This window comes from Rhodopseudomonas sp., assembly GCF_013377015.1.
In the GTDB taxonomy this organism is placed as follows: Bacteria; Pseudomonadota; Alphaproteobacteria; order Rhizobiales; family Xanthobacteraceae; genus JARJEH01.
Map to the genome: position 1 here is coordinate 1,071,802 of NZ_JACABA010000001.1, position 14,608 is coordinate 1,086,409.

12 protein-coding genes and 1 tRNA gene are annotated in these 14,608 nt (G+C 62.7%); 4 read left to right on the forward strand and 9 right to left on the reverse strand.

Annotation, left to right across the window (positions count from 1 at the left end):
* Positions 1 to 6 precede the first annotated feature (6 nt).
* The 6 genes from HXX15_RS05180 to pqqA all read right to left on the reverse strand — a co-directional run bounded on the left by HXX15_RS05180 (position 7) and on the right by pqqA (position 4,903).
* Positions 7 to 1,041 carry a class 1 fructose-bisphosphatase gene (locus HXX15_RS05180; RefSeq protein WP_296513361.1) on the reverse strand — a complete coding sequence of 345 codons (1,035 nt, stop codon included), beginning with the start codon at positions 1,039 to 1,041 and terminating at the stop codon, positions 7 to 9.
* 408 nt (positions 1,042 to 1,449) lie between these two features.
* Positions 1,450 to 2,658: a pyrroloquinoline quinone biosynthesis protein PqqE gene (gene pqqE / locus HXX15_RS05185; protein ID WP_296513363.1), complete on the reverse strand. Its 1,209-nt coding sequence runs from the start codon at positions 2,656 to 2,658 to the stop codon at positions 1,450 to 1,452.
* Complete coding sequence (pqqD, locus tag HXX15_RS05190) at positions 2,655 to 2,963, reverse strand: pyrroloquinoline quinone biosynthesis peptide chaperone PqqD (RefSeq protein WP_296514845.1); 309 nt, start codon at positions 2,961 to 2,963, stop codon at positions 2,655 to 2,657. The genes pqqE and pqqD overlap by 4 nt, the downstream gene beginning before the upstream one ends.
* 18 nt (positions 2,964 to 2,981) lie before the next feature.
* Positions 2,982 to 3,746, reverse strand: a complete 765-nt coding sequence (gene pqqC / locus HXX15_RS05195) for a pyrroloquinoline-quinone synthase PqqC (RefSeq protein WP_296513364.1) — start codon at positions 3,744 to 3,746, stop codon at positions 2,982 to 2,984.
* Positions 3,743 to 4,672, reverse strand: a complete 930-nt coding sequence (pqqB, locus tag HXX15_RS05200; protein ID WP_296513367.1) for a pyrroloquinoline quinone biosynthesis protein PqqB — start codon at positions 4,670 to 4,672, stop codon at positions 3,743 to 3,745. The genes pqqC and pqqB overlap by 4 nt, the downstream gene beginning before the upstream one ends.
* 150 nt (positions 4,673 to 4,822) lie before the next feature.
* On the reverse strand, positions 4,823 to 4,903 hold the full coding sequence (pqqA, locus tag HXX15_RS05205) for a pyrroloquinoline quinone precursor peptide PqqA (RefSeq protein ID WP_296514847.1): 81 nt from the start codon (positions 4,901 to 4,903) through the stop codon (positions 4,823 to 4,825).
* Between the two features lie 514 nt (positions 4,904 to 5,417).
* On the opposite strand from pqqA, the gene HXX15_RS05210 reads away from it, so the two are divergent.
* Positions 5,418 to 6,674 (forward strand): PQQ-dependent sugar dehydrogenase, encoded by a 1,257-nt coding sequence (locus HXX15_RS05210; protein ID WP_296513369.1) that lies wholly within the window; start codon positions 5,418 to 5,420, stop codon positions 6,672 to 6,674.
* Positions 6,675 to 6,805: 131 nt separating this feature from the next.
* Positions 6,806 to 7,393, forward strand: coding sequence for a c-type cytochrome (locus HXX15_RS05215; RefSeq protein ID WP_296514849.1), 588 nt, complete (start codon positions 6,806 to 6,808; stop codon positions 7,391 to 7,393).
* Positions 7,394 to 7,585: 192 nt separating this feature from the next.
* On the opposite strand, the gene HXX15_RS05220 is transcribed toward HXX15_RS05215, so the two are convergent.
* Positions 7,586 to 9,502, reverse strand: coding sequence for a caspase family protein (locus tag HXX15_RS05220; RefSeq protein WP_296513371.1), 1,917 nt, complete (start codon positions 9,500 to 9,502; stop codon positions 7,586 to 7,588).
* A 526-nt stretch (positions 9,503 to 10,028) separates the two neighbouring features.
* Here HXX15_RS05220 and HXX15_RS05225 point away from each other — a divergent pair.
* Positions 10,029 to 10,105, forward strand: a tRNA-Arg gene (locus HXX15_RS05225).
* Positions 10,106 to 10,365: 260 nt separating this feature from the next.
* On the opposite strand, the gene nikR is transcribed toward HXX15_RS05225, so the two are convergent.
* Positions 10,366 to 10,815 (reverse strand): nickel-responsive transcriptional regulator NikR, encoded by a 450-nt coding sequence (gene nikR / locus HXX15_RS05230; protein ID WP_296513373.1) that lies wholly within the window; start codon positions 10,813 to 10,815, stop codon positions 10,366 to 10,368.
* Positions 10,816 to 11,000: 185 nt separating this feature from the next.
* Here nikR and HXX15_RS05235 point away from each other — a divergent pair, with 185 nt between their 5' ends.
* Positions 11,001 to 13,301 carry a TonB-dependent receptor gene (locus HXX15_RS05235; protein WP_296513375.1) on the forward strand — a complete coding sequence of 767 codons (2,301 nt, stop codon included), beginning with the start codon at positions 11,001 to 11,003 and terminating at the stop codon, positions 13,299 to 13,301.
* 9 nt (positions 13,302 to 13,310) lie between these two features.
* Here HXX15_RS05235 and HXX15_RS05240 read toward each other — a convergent pair whose 3' ends face one another.
* Entirely contained in the window at positions 13,311 to 14,384 is a 1,074-nt protein-coding gene (locus HXX15_RS05240) for a HoxN/HupN/NixA family nickel/cobalt transporter (RefSeq protein WP_296513377.1), read from the reverse strand.
* Between the last annotated feature and the right edge of the window lie 224 nt (positions 14,385 to 14,608).

Sequence of the window (14,608 nt, forward strand, 5' to 3'; positions counted from 1 at the left end):
TTACTTTCAGACTCGGAACAGGCCGCGACGCGCGAACAACGGAGCGGTCCGCGACGCGGCGTCGGGATCGTTGTGCAACAGCTCGATGCGCTTGACCTTGTCGATCGAACCCATGATCAAGGGTGAGCGCTGATGGATCGATTTCGCGGCGAGATCGAGCACGCGCTCGCGGCCGGTCGAAGCCCCGCCGCCAGCCTGCTCCATCACCATCGCCATCGGATGGGTCTCGTACAATAGCCGCAGCCGGCCATCGCCATAGCCCGGACGGGAGTCCGCCGGATACAGGAACACGCCGCCGCGGGTCAGGATCCGGTAGGCTTCGGCCACCAGCGATCCGATCCAGCGCATGTTGAAATCCTTGCTGCGCGGACCGTCGGCGCCGGCCAGGCATTCGTCGACGAAATCACGCACCGGCTGTTCCCAGTGGCGATGGTTCGAGGCGTTGATGGCGTATTCGGCGGTGTCGGCCGGAATTTTGACCCGCTCGCGGATCAGCCGGTAGGTCCTGGCGGCGCGATCCAGCGTAAAGATGTCGACGCCGTCGCCGAGCGTCAGCACCAGCGAAGTCTGCGGCCCGTACACCACGAAGCCCGCGGCGAGTTGGCAATTTCCGGAGGCGGTGAACGGCGCGACGCCCGGATCGTTGGGGATGATCGAGAAGATCGTCCCCACCGTCATATTGGTGTCGATGTTAGAAGAGCCGTCGAGCGGATCGTAGGCGATCGAGATCAAAGCCTTTGGATCGCCGGGCACCAGAACCTCGGCCTCCTCCGAGGCCAGCACCGCATAGGGTACCGACTTAAGCGCGCCCTGCACCATCTCGTCGGCGCGCACGTCGAGGTCCTTCTGCACGTCGCCATCGGCATTGGCGGAGCCCTGGGCCTGCCCGGTGATGCCGGCCAGCGCGCCCTGCCCGATCAATTCCGAAATCGCGATCGACGCCGCGGCGATCGCCCCGACCGCCGCCGCAACCGCCCGACGCTGCGGGTCAGCCCCCGCATACAGCTCGATACGACGCAGAAGCGTCTGTCCCTGTTCCATCGTCATGTCCCCGGATCGATTCCCAGTCGCGACATCAATGCGCCCGCGCGAGCGGCGCAGCTATCGAATGGATCAACGAAATAGGAAAATGCTATTTTCAATGCTACCACCAAAGTAATTCTTATATTGTGAGTATTGGGGGCGCGCTTTCGGGTCTGCGGCAAGCAAATGCGAACTATTCGCAAAGCCCAAACAATAATCATGAACCTTCGCGGTGAGGCCGGAAGTCCGCCCGACATCAATCGACCCTTTTCAGGCCAAGATGGCGTTGGCTAAACCATTGCCGAAGGACAATTCGTCTGCCCGAGCGTATTCCTGCGGGACAGCCTACCCAATAATGGCGCTACCAAGATCTGCCAGTGCTGGGCAACGCGATGGCGCAGACCTGATCCGGACCAAGCGTCAATGTCAGGCGTCCTGGGCGTCGTCCGGCTCCGGCGTGCCGCCGCTGAAATTGCGATAGATGAAGCGGCTGGTGTCGCCGCTTGCTTCGGTCTCGGCGAGCTTGAAGATCTGCTCGTGCAGCGGCGACAGCGCGCAGGCCGGATCGGTGTTGCCGGCATCGCCGGTCAGAGCGAAAGCCTGACAACGACAGCCGCCGAAATCGATCTCCTTGTAGTCGCAGCTTTGGCACGGCTCCGGCATCCAGCCGGTTCCGCGATAGCGATTGAAGGCCTCGGAATTCTGCCAGATCCAGGCGATCGAATGATTGCCGCGCACCGATTCGAAGTCGAGCCCGGTGATGGTCTCGGCGGCGTGGCAGGGAAGCACCTTGCCGGTCGGCGAGATGTTGAAGAACTGCCGGCCCCAGCCGCCCATGCATTTCTTCGGCCGCAGCGCGTAGTAATCCGGGATCACATAGTCGATCGCCAGAATTCCCTTCAGCCGCTTTTGCGCCGCCTCGACGATTGCCGTGGTGTCCTCGATCTGTTGCAGCGTCGGCATCAGCGCGGCGCGGTTCTTCAGCGCCCAGCCGTAATACTGCACATTGGCGACCTCGAGCCGGTCGGCGTCGAGCTCCACCGCCATCTCGATGATGTCGCCAAGCTGATGCAGGTTCTGCCGATGCATCACAGCGTTGACGGTGAGGGGCAGGTCCAGCTCGCGGGTCCAGTGCGCCACCTCGATCTTCTTCCGATGCGCGTCCTTGAGCCCGGCGACGCGGTCGGCGACGACGGGCTCATTGCCCTGAAAGCTGATCTGCACATGGCAGAGCCCGGCCTCCGCCAGCGCGGCGAGCCTGTCGCGGGTCAGCAGCACGGCGGAGGTGATCAGGTTGGAATACAGCCCGACATCGCTGGCGTGCTGCACCAGCTCGACCAGGTCCTTGCGCGCAGTTGGCTCGCCGCCGGAGAAGTGAATCTGCAGCACGCCGATCTCGGCGAGTTCGCTCAGCACCTTCTTCCATTCCGCGGTGGTCAATTCGGAGCTCGCCCGCTCCAGTTCAAGCGGGTTGGAGCAATAGGGGCATTGCAGCGGGCAGCGGTGCGTCAGCTCGGCGAGCACCGCGAGCGGAATCCCGAACGTCTCGGCGGTCGAGCCGCGCTGCTCCAGAATCGCGACGCCGTCGGACGGATCGGCTGCGAGAGGCGGCGGATCGGTCAAGATCGGGCTCATGCCGTGTTCTCCCGCGCTTCGGTCAGGAATCCCTTGTCGGCCAGATCCTGCAGCATCGCGATCACGTCGGCGCCGATCAACTCGCGCACCGCGACGTATTTCGCGGCCAGCGAATCGATGATCGCGGCGACGTTGCGGACGCCGTCGCACAACTGCAGAATTTCCACCGCGATGTCGTCGGGCGCCAGCACCCGTTCCGGCGCCAGGATCACCCAGCGGTGCCGCGTCTCGTCGAACCGCAGCTTGGCATGCCGCGGCAGCACCGGCCGGCTAGCCTCACTGACGGTGACATGGCGGCTGCGCAAGGTGGCCATCGGTTGCGCTCAGCTCGCCGCGGGCACGAACGCGCCCGGCGGTACATGACCGTCGACATAGGCGTGATGCAGCGCGTCGAGCTGGGCCCACAGCACATTGGTCTTGAAGATCAGCGCGTTGCAGACCGCCTCGCGCTCGGCCGGGGTGGTCGCATGCTGCTTGACGTAGTGCAGCGCGAAATTGGCGTCGCGCGGCGCCTGCTCCAGCCTTCGCTTGAAATAGCTCATGATGTCGGGATTGACGAAGTCGTAATGCGCCAGCATCCCCGCTATCCGCTCCTCATGCAGGCTCGGCGCGAACAATTCGGTCAGCGAGGAGGCGATCGCCTCAAGTGGAGATTTGTCGCGGACGAAGTGCACATAGGCATCGACCGCGAAGCGCGTCGCCGGAAGGATGCCTTCGGTGGATTCCACATAGGCGCTGTCGAGCCCAAGACCCTCGGTCAGCTTCAGCCAGCGCTCGATGCCGCCTTCGCTGCCGAGATCGCCGTCGTGATCCTCGATCCGATGCCGCCATTCGACCCGGGTGGCGCGGTCCCGGAACCGGGAGATCACCACCGCATCCTTGATCGGAATCGAACTCTGATAGTAGTAGCGATTCAGCGCCCAGGCCTGCACCTGCCCCTTGTTCAGCTTGCCGCCGTGCAGCAGGCGATGGAACGGATGCAGATTGTGGTAGCGTGTCGCGCCGATATGGCGCAGCGCCGCTTCGAGATCCTCGCCGCTGTGCAGCGGTGCGCTGCCGGCGATCGAAAAGGCTGTCATCGCATTCACAGTGTCACCTCCGTTCCGTCGGCGGGAATCTGCCAACCGGCGCGCTCGGCGGTCTGCCATTCGACCGAATCGCGCAGCAGCACCGGGTTGGAATTATTGATATGCAGAAAGAACTTCCGGCCGATGCCGAGACCGGCGAGCGCCGCAATCGCGCCCTGTTCGCCCGACATCGCGATGTGCCCCATGGCTTGCCCGGTCTTGTTGCCGAGTCCCGCGGCGATCAACTCGTCGTCGCGCCAGACCGTTCCATCGAAGAACACCAGCGATGCGCCCTTCAGACGCGCCTTGAGATCGTCGGTCACCTCGGCGCAGGCGGCGACGAAATAGAGCGTCGTTCCATCGGCTTTGTCTGTGATGCGCAATCCGAGCGTATCGCCGGCGCCATCGGCGCCGCCCGGATGCTCCTTGCCTTCCAGATACCAGGCGCCCTTGCCGGCCACGGCAAACGGCAGGATCTCGAAGCCGGAGGGCGAACCATCGGGCAAGGTCGGCTCAAACGGCTGGTCGATCGCGATCGGCTGGCGCCGGACATGCTTTTCGCTCAGCACGTTGAAGATGCTGTTGGCCTTCAGGATCGAAAGCACCCTGGGATGGGCGTAGATCGTGAACGGCCAGCCCTCGCGCATCGACAGCAGCCCGGCGACGGCGTCAACTTCGCTGTTGGTCAGGATCACGCCGGCGATCGGGCTGTGACGAAGCTGGCCGGATTTTGGATGGAGCTGCGGCGTCGCGATCAATTGCTGGCGCAGGTCCGGAGACGCGTTGATCAGGAACCAGTGCTCGCTATCGGCGCTGATCGCGATCGACGCCTGCGTGCTTCTGAGATTGGGATCATCGAGTCGCGCGGTCTGACAGACCGGGCAGCCGCAATTCCATTGCGGCACACCTCCACCTGCAGCAGCTCCCAGAACGACGACGCGCAACATGACTCGTCTCCGGGGGCACCTTTAGCTATCTCAGGCGTCTTGATCCTGGGTACCCAAGCGCCCACACTCACCGCCCACCGGCAACATCTCCCAAAGGAAGCTGTCGCGGCCGACGGCATATTTCGTGAAACGCCGATTTAACCCAAACTGTTACTTGCGGACCGCGCAGGCATACATGTTGATTTCCATGCCCACGGCCAGCTCGACGATCTTTGGAGTGTTCCAGGCCATCGCGTCCTCCCGATTGGTTGCGGTCCGATCGCCGCAGTGGTGAAAAGATAGTGCCGTCTCGGTGTCCGCGCAAGCAGACACTTGTCACCGCAGGCTCAACGTCACGTTTTTGAAGTGTGCATTGCGAAACAACATGCCCGGCACACGAACCTTCGCACCTGCACAAACAACTCTGCGTGAAGTCGAGCGCGCGCCAGCAACGTCGGCCGCCACGCGCATGGCTGGCTTGACGGCGCACCGATGGTGGATCGCAGTGCAATGCAGGTCGGCCTTTGCAACCATATCAACCAAGAAAGCGCCAGCGCAGCATAGCATTGATGCCTTGAATCGAATTGACTCGACCGAACGCGGAGCGAAACGACGCGTAGTTGCGTCGGAGCCGTATTACGCTTCTCTCTGATGGTGGATGTGCTAGCATTCAAAAGTTGCGGCCTGCATGCGGGCCACGACAATTTACTTCTAGGGCTCAAAACAATAATCGCGGCCGGCCATCGGCCGCATAGGGAGTGGCGCGATGAAGTCGGTGTTCAATCGATCCGTTGTTGCGTGCGCGGCGATCCTTGCGATCGCGGCGATCGGGCAGGCCAGCGCACAGGGCAAGCTGAAGAGCTATCAATCCGGCACCAAGGAATTCTGGACCCATCCTCCGGACGATTGGTTCCTCGGCGACGAAACTGAAGCCCAGAAAGGCCTCGCGCCGCCCGCGGGCCCGCCGACCGGCGCATCCGAGGCCGAACTCGCGGCGATGATGAAGAAGATCAAGCTGCCGCCCGGCTTCAAGATCGAGGTCTACGCCTCGGGCGTGCTGGCCGCGCGGCAGATGGCCTGGGGCGACAAGGGCACGCTGTTCGTCGGCTCGTTCGGGCTCGGCAACGTCTATGCCATCACCGACAAGGGCGGCAAGAAGGACGTCAAGACCGTCATCAAGGGCATGAAGATGCCGACCGGTCTCGCGTTCCGCGACGGCGCGCTCTACGTGATCGATATCGACAAGCTGATCCGCTACGACAACGCCGAGGCCAACCTCGACAAGCTCGGCGACGGCAAGGTGGTGTATGACGACATGCCGTCCTACGTCGCCCATGGCTGGAAATACCTCGCGGCCGACAAGGACGGCTGGTTCTACGTGCCGTTCGGACCTCCCTTCAACATTGGCATTCCGCCGACCTCGGTAGCGCAGATCCGCCGTGTCGATCCGAAAACCGGCAACGCCGAACTGGTGGGCCTCGGGGTGCGTAACTCGGTCGGCGGCGACGTCGATCCGCGCACCGGCAAATACTGGTTCACCGAAAATGCCCGCGACTGGATCAGCGACGACATGCCGAGCGACAAGCTCAACATGATCTCGAAAATGGGCGAGCATTTCGGCTATCCGTATTGCCATCAGGGCGACATGCCGGATCCGAAATTCGCCATGGGTCACAAATGCTCCGAGTTCACGCCTCCGGTGCTGAACCTCGGCGCCCATGTGGCTCCGCTCGGGATGAAGTTCTACACCGGCAATCAATTCCCGGCGAACTACAAGAACTCCATCCTGATCGCCGAACACGGGTCGTGGAACCGGCACAAATATCAGGGCGCGCGGATCGTGAAAGTCACCGCGGATCCGGACGGCAAGAACGCCAAGCAGGAAGTGTTCGCGTCCGGCTGGCTCGAGGGTGCCCAGGGCTATCTCGGCCGTCCCGCCGATATCCTGCTCGCGAAGGATGGCTCGATCCTGGTCGCCGACGACTGGGCCGGTGCGATCTATCGCATCAGCTACAGCAAGTGATCGGCTGAGACACCGCGGGACTGCGGCCCGGCCGCAGTCCCAACGTGGTCAAAGTGCGCGCCTCTCCACACGGGGAAGGCGCGGCGAATTCCAAGAAAACGCTCTCTGGACATAACAAGAAAATGCCACTCATGACTCGCGGCCTGGCCGCTGCTGCCGCGCTCGGACTCGCCTTGTGCCAGCCATCGCCACTACGCGCCGCCGACATCGAGGCCGGCAAGGCCAAGGCCGAACTGTGCGCGGGTTGCCATGGCGACAACGGCGTGTCGATCATCGAATACACGCCGTCGCTGGCGGGACAGCCGGACCTCTTCCTGCAATGGCAGTTGGTGTTCTTCCGCAGCGGCACCCGGCAGAATGCCCAGATGCGGCCGATCGTCGAGGATCTGAGCAACGAGGACGTCCGCAACCTCGGCGCCTATTATGCTTCACTACCGCCTATGCCGGGCAAGAAATCAGACGACAAGCCAGAACTGTCGCGCAAGGGCGCCGAGGCCGCGGCCGGGCGGCGCTGCGCTTCCTGTCACACCGACAGCTATGCCGGCACCAAGGCCACCGCGCGGCTCGCCGGACAGCGCGAGGAATATCTGATCAAGGCGCTGAACGAGTTCAAATCCGGCCAGCGCTCCGGCGGCGCCATGGCGGCGATGGCCGACGTCGCCTATCCGCTGAGCGAAGAGGAAATCTACGCGCTGGCGCATTATCTGGCGCATCTTTAAGCGCCGCCGGCTGTCCGGCTGGACGATCTGCACCTCGTTTTATTTTGCTCGCTGTTCGCCAGGGCTGCGCCGGATCCCGCACCAGCCGTGATCGTGTCGGCCTGCGCCAATGATCCTTCGAGCAGTACTCACAGGCCTCCCCGCGATGTCGCAAAACTGGCCATCACTGACGATGGACTTGCTGCGCTGCGATCACTGCACCGGAAAGAAGAAGAAACTCGCGCCCTCCGTCAGACCACCTGTGAGGGCCGGACGCTGTCGTCCCTGGGTGCCGGTCGCCACATCCTCCCGAACCCGTTCGAAAAACAGTCGCAAGTCGAGATTCGGCGTCGGCAGCCTTGATACGAACGCTCGCGTGAAAGGACTGTTCAGCTCGTTACCATCGAGCGTGACCTCACCCGGTTGTGTCGAAAACAACGCGACCGTGTTGGGCTGGGTGAGCTGCAAGCCTGCCAATCCTCCGCCGATTGCCTTTCGGCGAGCAATCAATGAAGCAAGTCCGACGTCGGCGGTTTTGTCGAGCGCTCTCTTGGCGGTGGCACGATGCGACTGCTGGACGAACGGGTCGTCACGGCAAGCATCGAGAACGACCATATGAAGATCTTTCGCTTGATCAACGGCGGAAATCATCTGATTGATTGAGACCGCGCGCACGGGGGCGTCGATCAAGGTGGCCATATCCGCATCAACCGGTATGGCATAGTTGACGCCATCTATCTCGACGCCGTGGCCGGCATAATAGACGATCGCCCAATTCGCCTCGGCCACCTCGCGGGCAAATTGCTGCAACAAGCCATCCATTTGGCTCCTGTCTAGGTCAGTCGCCACCGTCACGCTGGTAAAGCCGGCTTCGCTCAATGCTGCGCCGACGCTCTCCGCGTCACGGTCCGAGTTCATCAACGCCGGAACATGCCGATATGCGGCGTTGCCGACGACGAGAGCGATGCGCCGCCCGCGATCGTTGCGGGTCGGGTGTGACAGCACGTTGATGTTCGGCGGAAGCGCCGGGTCCCCCGCCTTCCGCGAACGTCGGGCTTGCAGCACCTCCAGCCGGAATACCGAATAGTCGTAGATACTCTTCTCGAGGAGATTGTCTCGCGTCATATCGCCCGCCTTGCGGTAGTCGCTTGACGCATCGTCAAACCGATTGCCGCGTTCGAAGGCGATGCCGCGCTGGATCAACGCGTCGGCATGGCGAGGTGAGACAGCAAGCGCATGCGCGTAGGACTGATAGGCCTTTTCGAGGTCCTTCAGGTAGTCCCGTGCGAGATTGCCGGCACGGACATGGAACTGCGCGGCCAGCATCGGCAGCGGCGCGGTTTCGGCGGCCGCCGTCCAATCGGCGAACCCCCGCAAAGGCTCGCCAAGACTGACCGCAAGCCTTGCGCGGCCGCTGAGCGCATACCAGGTTTGGCTTCCGCCAACGGCTTCGGCTTGGCTGAAGTCCGCAAATGCGCGTTCAACGTCGCCATATCGCGCCCACAGCATCGCACGGTTGATCCAGGCGTTCTGATTTCTTGCTTCTAGCTCGACGGCAGTGTCGAGATCGGCGCGCGCTTGAGAAAATCGGTCGAGGCGTTCCAAGATCAGGGCGCGCTGGACAAAATGTGATGATATTTTTGGATCGGCCCGGATTGCGTGGTCAAGATCGTCGAGTGCATTGTCGAACCGCTCCAACACCGTCTCGATCGTCGCCCGCAGGCTGAAGGGACGCGGATCAGGCGTGGGAGCCGTGGCAATACACGCCGCAAGATCGTCAAGAGCAGCTGTCACCTCGCGCTGCGCGGCAGCGCCAGAGCCGATCGGTTTCCTCTCGGCGATGGCAATCCGTGTCGCCTCGAGGAAATGGTTCAGGCCTCTGAAATAGAGCGCATAGGCACGCTGCTCTGCTGATGCGGACGGTTTTTGCAACACGCGCGCGCACGCTGCAATCGTAGCCGCTATCGCGCTTTCGGTCCTGACCGTGTCGTATTGCAGAGCGACGCAATCATCGTAATCGCTCTGCTGCGCTTTGCCTTGCCGCGGCATGACTGCCGTTAGCAAAACTACAAGCCCGACAGTTGCGATCAGCCTAATACGTCCCGGGATGACTTTCATGACAACGAACAATTGATCATACTCCGCTGAGGTCTCATTGACAGACATCAAGAGGTCAAGGCTCCCGCCTTCCGTCGAGATCCCCGAGGTCAACTTTTTGACCTTGCTGTCGGGGTCGCGGAGACATCGGCCTCAAGCGGAAAGTCGGTGAGGCTGTCCGTCGTCAGAGGATTGCGACAGTTCGCCCATCTCCCGATTCGCCGAGCCCGGCGCCCGTGAGGCCGACTGTGGGAATTTGCTGTTGAGCTCGCCGGCCGCCTTGATTGCCTGCTCGACCAGTTCCTTGACCTCGGATGCGACCAGGGGACAGTCACGGCTTGCTTCTCCGGGCCTCGCCGCCTTGATGGTGGCGCTCGGACCAATCTGCCCCCGCGGTCCGGCGCACCCGGGCCACGCACTCCTGGCGCACCCGACACGATGAACGTGTGACCGTTGCCTGAAGGAGGGCCACGCGACCTTCCGTCGAGCCGTTTCGGGCCATTTCAGGGCTTTCCGACCGTTGCCGAAGGCCGGTCAATCGGCTACATCAACCGCTGAAGCACCCGTAGCTCAGCTGGATAGAGCGTTGCCCTCCGAAGGCAAAGGTCACACGTTCGAATCGTGTCGGGTGCGCCAGCAAAATCAACGGCTTATTAAAATCAGACCATCCGCGACAACTGCATCCGGGAGCACACCGGAAGCGATCGGCATTGCGCGGGACGTGGCGCCGGCCACAAGATCAACGCGTTCGCACTAGATTACGTCCCCGAGCAAGGTTTTCGCAGAACAGATGCGTTTGCGCTGGACGTCGTTTGGAGAACCAAAACGAGTGACAGCGATCGATCCACGCACACGCTGCGGGAGATGACGAGTGTCTGCGGAAACACTCTTCGACATCAATGCGCATGCCCCGTTGACTTGCGGCTTGATGGCGACGTCTTGGCGGCTTCGTTCGGGATCATCACCAGGCGCCCGTAGCGGACGCCGCGTTCGGCGATGATGTGGTCGGCAAAATGCTGGACCTCGCGGCTCGGCCCCTTCAGGGCGGTGATTTCCATGCAGTTGTCGTCATCGAGATGAACGTGCAGCGTCGCAAGCGCGAGATCGTGGTGGCCGTGATAGTTCTCCACCAGGCGGCGCGACAGGTCGCGCGCGGCGTGGTCGTAGACATAGACCAGCGCGGCGACGCACTCTCCGGCTTTTCCGGATTTCTGCGCCGCCTGCTGCATCCCGGCGCGGGTGAAATCCCGGATCGCTTCGGAGCGGTTCTGATAGCCCTGCTCGGCGATCATCCGGTCTAGGTCCTCCATCAGATCGTCGTCGAGCGTGATGGTGATGCGCTGCATGGCAGTCTCCCGGCCCGCTCGGTATGATGATTTATTGACATCATCATACTCGACGTGGCAGTTTTCGATTATCGGCGTCAACATAGCGCGCCTGGCAATTTGGCTGAAACCTTTAATCGAGCATCGGCATCGATCAAACTGCCGTGCGCGTGCGCCATCCAACGGTCGCGTGAGCGATGAGAAAGATGTTTGACACCGGGCGCCGCCGTTCGCGCCGCCGCGCCTGGCTGACGAAGTCCGAACTGATCCTGGCCGGCTTGATCGGCGCGTATGCCGACGCGCAGGCGCAGGATGCGCCGCCGGCGCAAAAACCGAACCTGTTGCCGGTCGTGGAAGTGATCGCGCCGCGCCACAGCCGCGCCAACAAACCGAAACCCGCGATCAGGCGGCCGGAGCCGCCGAGCACCGCCGCGACCGAGACCGTTTCCAGCGCGCGCGCCGCTGCCCCGGCGGCATCCAGCGAACGCACGGTGTCCGGCGAGGCCGTCAACGCCCGCCCGTTTTCCAGGCCGGCCGAAGCGCTCGAGGTCGCGCCCGGCCTGATCGTCACCCAGCACAGCGGCGACGGCAAAGCCAATCAGTATTTTCTGCGCGGCTTCAACCTGGATCACGGCACCGATCTGGCGATCTTCGTCGACGACATGCCGGTGAACATGCGCACCCACGCCCACGGCCAGGGCTATGCGGACCTGAATTTTCTGATCCCTGAGCTGATCGGCTCGGTCAATATCCGTAAGGGCCCCTACTTCGCCGATGAAGGCGATTTCTCCTCGGTCGGCGCGCTCCATGTCGGTCTGCTGGACAGCGTCACCAAGACGATGGCGTCTTTCACCGCGGGCAGCTTCGGCTATCGCCGCGGCTTCGGCATCACCTCCAGCAAGGTTGGCGACGGCACGCTGCTGATCGCAGGCGAAGCCAACAGCTACAACGGTCCGTGGGACGATCCCGATCGCTTGCGCAAACTGAGCGGCGTCATGCGCTACAGCCAAGGCACCGCAGAGGACGGTTTTTCGCTGACTGGCATGGCCTATGCGAACCGCTGGAACTCCACCGACCAGATCCCGTCGCGCGCCATCGCCTCCGGCGAGATCGGGCTGTACGGCGCGATCGATCCCAGCGATGGCGGCAATGCCGATCGCTTCTCGCTGTCGGCGCGCTGGGCGCAGACCGAGCAAGACGGCTCATCGAAAGCCAATTTCTACGTCATCAAGAGTTCGCTGAACCTCTGGAACAATTTCACCTATTATCTCAGCGATCCCGTCAACGGCGATCAGTTTCATCAGCACGATGACCGCATCCTTGGGGGCCTCAACGCCTCGCATACCTTCAAGAGCCAATTCGCCGGGCTGCCGATGGAGACCGAAATCGGCGTGCAAAATCGCTATGACGATATCAGGCTCGACCTCACCAACACGCTGCAGCGGCAGTTCCTGTCGCCGATCCGCAGCGACAAGGTCGCGGAAGGCAGCGTTGGCGTCTTCGTCCAGAATACGCTGCACTGGACCGACTGGCTGCGCAGCAATCTCGGCTGGCGCGGCGACTACTACCAGACTTCAGTGACGTCGTTCTTCACGCCAGCCAATTCCGGCAATGCCAAGGCCTTCATTGGCAATCCCAAGTTCGGCGTGGTGTTGGGCCCATTTGCCAAAACCGAATTCTTCGTCAATGCCGGCGAAGGCTTTCACAGCAACGACGCCCGCGGCGTGACGATCACGGAATCGCCCGCCGATGGCTCCGCGCTGCAGGCCTCGCCTTTTCTGATCAAGACCCGCGGCGCCGAGGTCGGCCTGCGCAGCAAGCTGGTCCCGGGGTTGAACAGTTCGATCAGCCTGTTCCTGCTCGACTCGGCCTCCGAAATCTTGTTCTCCGGCGACGCCGGCGATACGGAAGCAAGCCGACCGAGCCGCCGCTACGGTTTCGAATGGAGCAACGATTATCGTCCGCTGTCCTGGCTCGGTCTGGAGGGCGATCTGGCGATGACCCACGCGCGGTTTCGCGGCGAGGACACCGAGCAGGCCGCGGTCTACGCTTCGCTGGCGGGATATCCCGCATCGCAGATCGGAAACGCGCCCGGCAATTACATTCCTGGCGCGCCGAACATGATCGCCTCGGCCGGCCTCACGCTCGGTGAGAAGACCGGCTGGTTCGCTGGCCTGCGCTATCGCTATTTCGGGCGGCGGCCGCTGACCGAAGACAACGCCTTCGTCTCGCCGGCGACCGGAATTTTGAACGGGCGCGCGGGCTATCGCTTCGACAATGGCTGGCGCATCCAGCTCGATGGCTTCAACCTGTTGAACAGCAAATCCGACCAGATTTCCTATGCCTATGGCTCGCTGCTGAAATCCGACTCGCTGTTCGCGCTATGCTCCCCGGCCGCGGGCGTGCCGCTCGCACCCGCGGCGGTGTGCCAGACCGGAGTGATGGATCGGGTACTGCATCCGGTCGAGCCGCTGGCGATCCGGCTCACTCTCGCCGGTCAGTTCTGAAGGCAGTCGCTACTCCGCGGGCTGCGCCGCACCGATCCGGTCGTAGCCCTTCAGCCAGTAGATCGTCGCCGAGAGGATCCACGCGGCTACGAAGATGCCGACGATCACGAAACCGAAATTGGCGAGGTTGCCGTTGAGATCGCCGAACCAGCGCCACACCCGGCCATCCCATCCGAATTTGTCGGAGATAAGCGCGATCGCCTCGATGCCGCCGATCAGCAGCGCGACCGCCACCGACACCGCGGTGATCGTCAGGTTGTACCAGAGTTTCCGGATCGGATTGACGAATGCCCAGCCATAGGCGCCGACCATCAGCGCGCTGTCCGCGGTATCGACCAGCGCCATCGCGGCGGTGAACAGCGCCGGAAACATCAGCGCGTGCCACGGCGACAGGCCGTTGGCGGCTTCCGAGCCGGCGATGCTCAACAATCCGATTTCGGTGGCGGTATCGAAGCCGAGCCCGAACAGCAATCCGATCGGATACAGATGCCAGCTCTTCGCCACCACCCGGAACAGCGGACGACAGATCCGGCCGATCAGGCCGCCGGCTTCGATCGCATGGTGGTCGTCGTAGATGCCGTGATGCGCCGCATTGCGAAACGAGCGCCAGACCGAGACCAGAATCATCAGGTTGAGAGCCGCGATCAGCAGCAGGAACAATGCCGAGACCGACGCGCCGATCGCGCCGCCGAAGTTCTTGAAGCTGGCCAAATCATCCTTGAAGGCGGCGGCGGTCGCCACCAGCAGCAGCACGGCGGCGAACACCACGGTCGAATGCCCGAGCGAAAAGAACAGCCCCGCGGTCACCGGGCGCTGTCCCTGCTGTATCAGCTTACGCACAGTATTGTCGATCGCGGCGATATGGTCGGCATCGACCGCGTGGCGCAGCCCGAACACCCAGGCCAGCAGCGCGGTGCCGAGCAGCGCCGGCCGGCCCTGACAAATCACGAGCGCCCAGATCCAGGCCGCGACATTGCAGCCGATCAGGACAGCGAACAGGCCGACACTCGGGGATCGCTTCGGAACGGCCGCCGAGTGCGTAGCAGCGACCGCGGACTCGCCCGACATGACTTCCAACTTCATCGTCATCGCACACCTGATCGAGCAGCCGGTATGACAAATATAGAGAGAAAGCATACTGGCGGTCAACCGGACGCGGCGATGCGACGATCGTCTCAACATCGCCGATCGGATTTTCCGACCTCCGGGATCATCCCGATGCGCGAACTGCGGCAAAGATTGACACGGCGGATTGAAAACCGATTAGGGTGATAGCTCGGCCGCCCCGCGCGATTGATCCGGAATGC

What these genes read in the sequence shown, in the direction of transcription:
- HXX15_RS05180 (WP_296513361.1), bottom strand. Translation starts at nt 1,041, where the DNA reads ATGGAACAGGGACAGACGCTTCTGCGTCGTATCGAGCTGTATGCGGGG.
- pqqE (WP_296513363.1), bottom strand. Translation starts at nt 2,658, where the DNA reads ATGAGCCCGATCTTGACCGATCCGCCGCCTCTCGCAGCCGATCCGTCC.
- pqqB (WP_296513367.1), bottom strand. Translation starts at nt 4,672, where the DNA reads ATGTTGCGCGTCGTCGTTCTGGGAGCTGCTGCAGGTGGAGGTGTGCCG.
- pqqA (WP_296514847.1), bottom strand. Translation starts at nt 4,903, where the DNA reads ATGGCCTGGAACACTCCAAAGATCGTCGAGCTGGCCGTGGGCATGGAA.
- HXX15_RS05210 (WP_296513369.1), top strand. Translation starts at nt 5,418, where the DNA reads ATGAAGTCGGTGTTCAATCGATCCGTTGTTGCGTGCGCGGCGATCCTT.
- HXX15_RS05215 (WP_296514849.1), top strand. Translation starts at nt 6,806, where the DNA reads ATGACTCGCGGCCTGGCCGCTGCTGCCGCGCTCGGACTCGCCTTGTGC.
- nikR (WP_296513373.1), bottom strand. Translation starts at nt 10,815, where the DNA reads ATGCAGCGCATCACCATCACGCTCGACGACGATCTGATGGAGGACCTA.
- HXX15_RS05235 (WP_296513375.1), top strand. Translation starts at nt 11,001, where the DNA reads ATGTTTGACACCGGGCGCCGCCGTTCGCGCCGCCGCGCCTGGCTGACG.
- HXX15_RS05240 (WP_296513377.1), bottom strand. Translation starts at nt 14,384, where the DNA reads ATGAAGTTGGAAGTCATGTCGGGCGAGTCCGCGGTCGCTGCTACGCAC.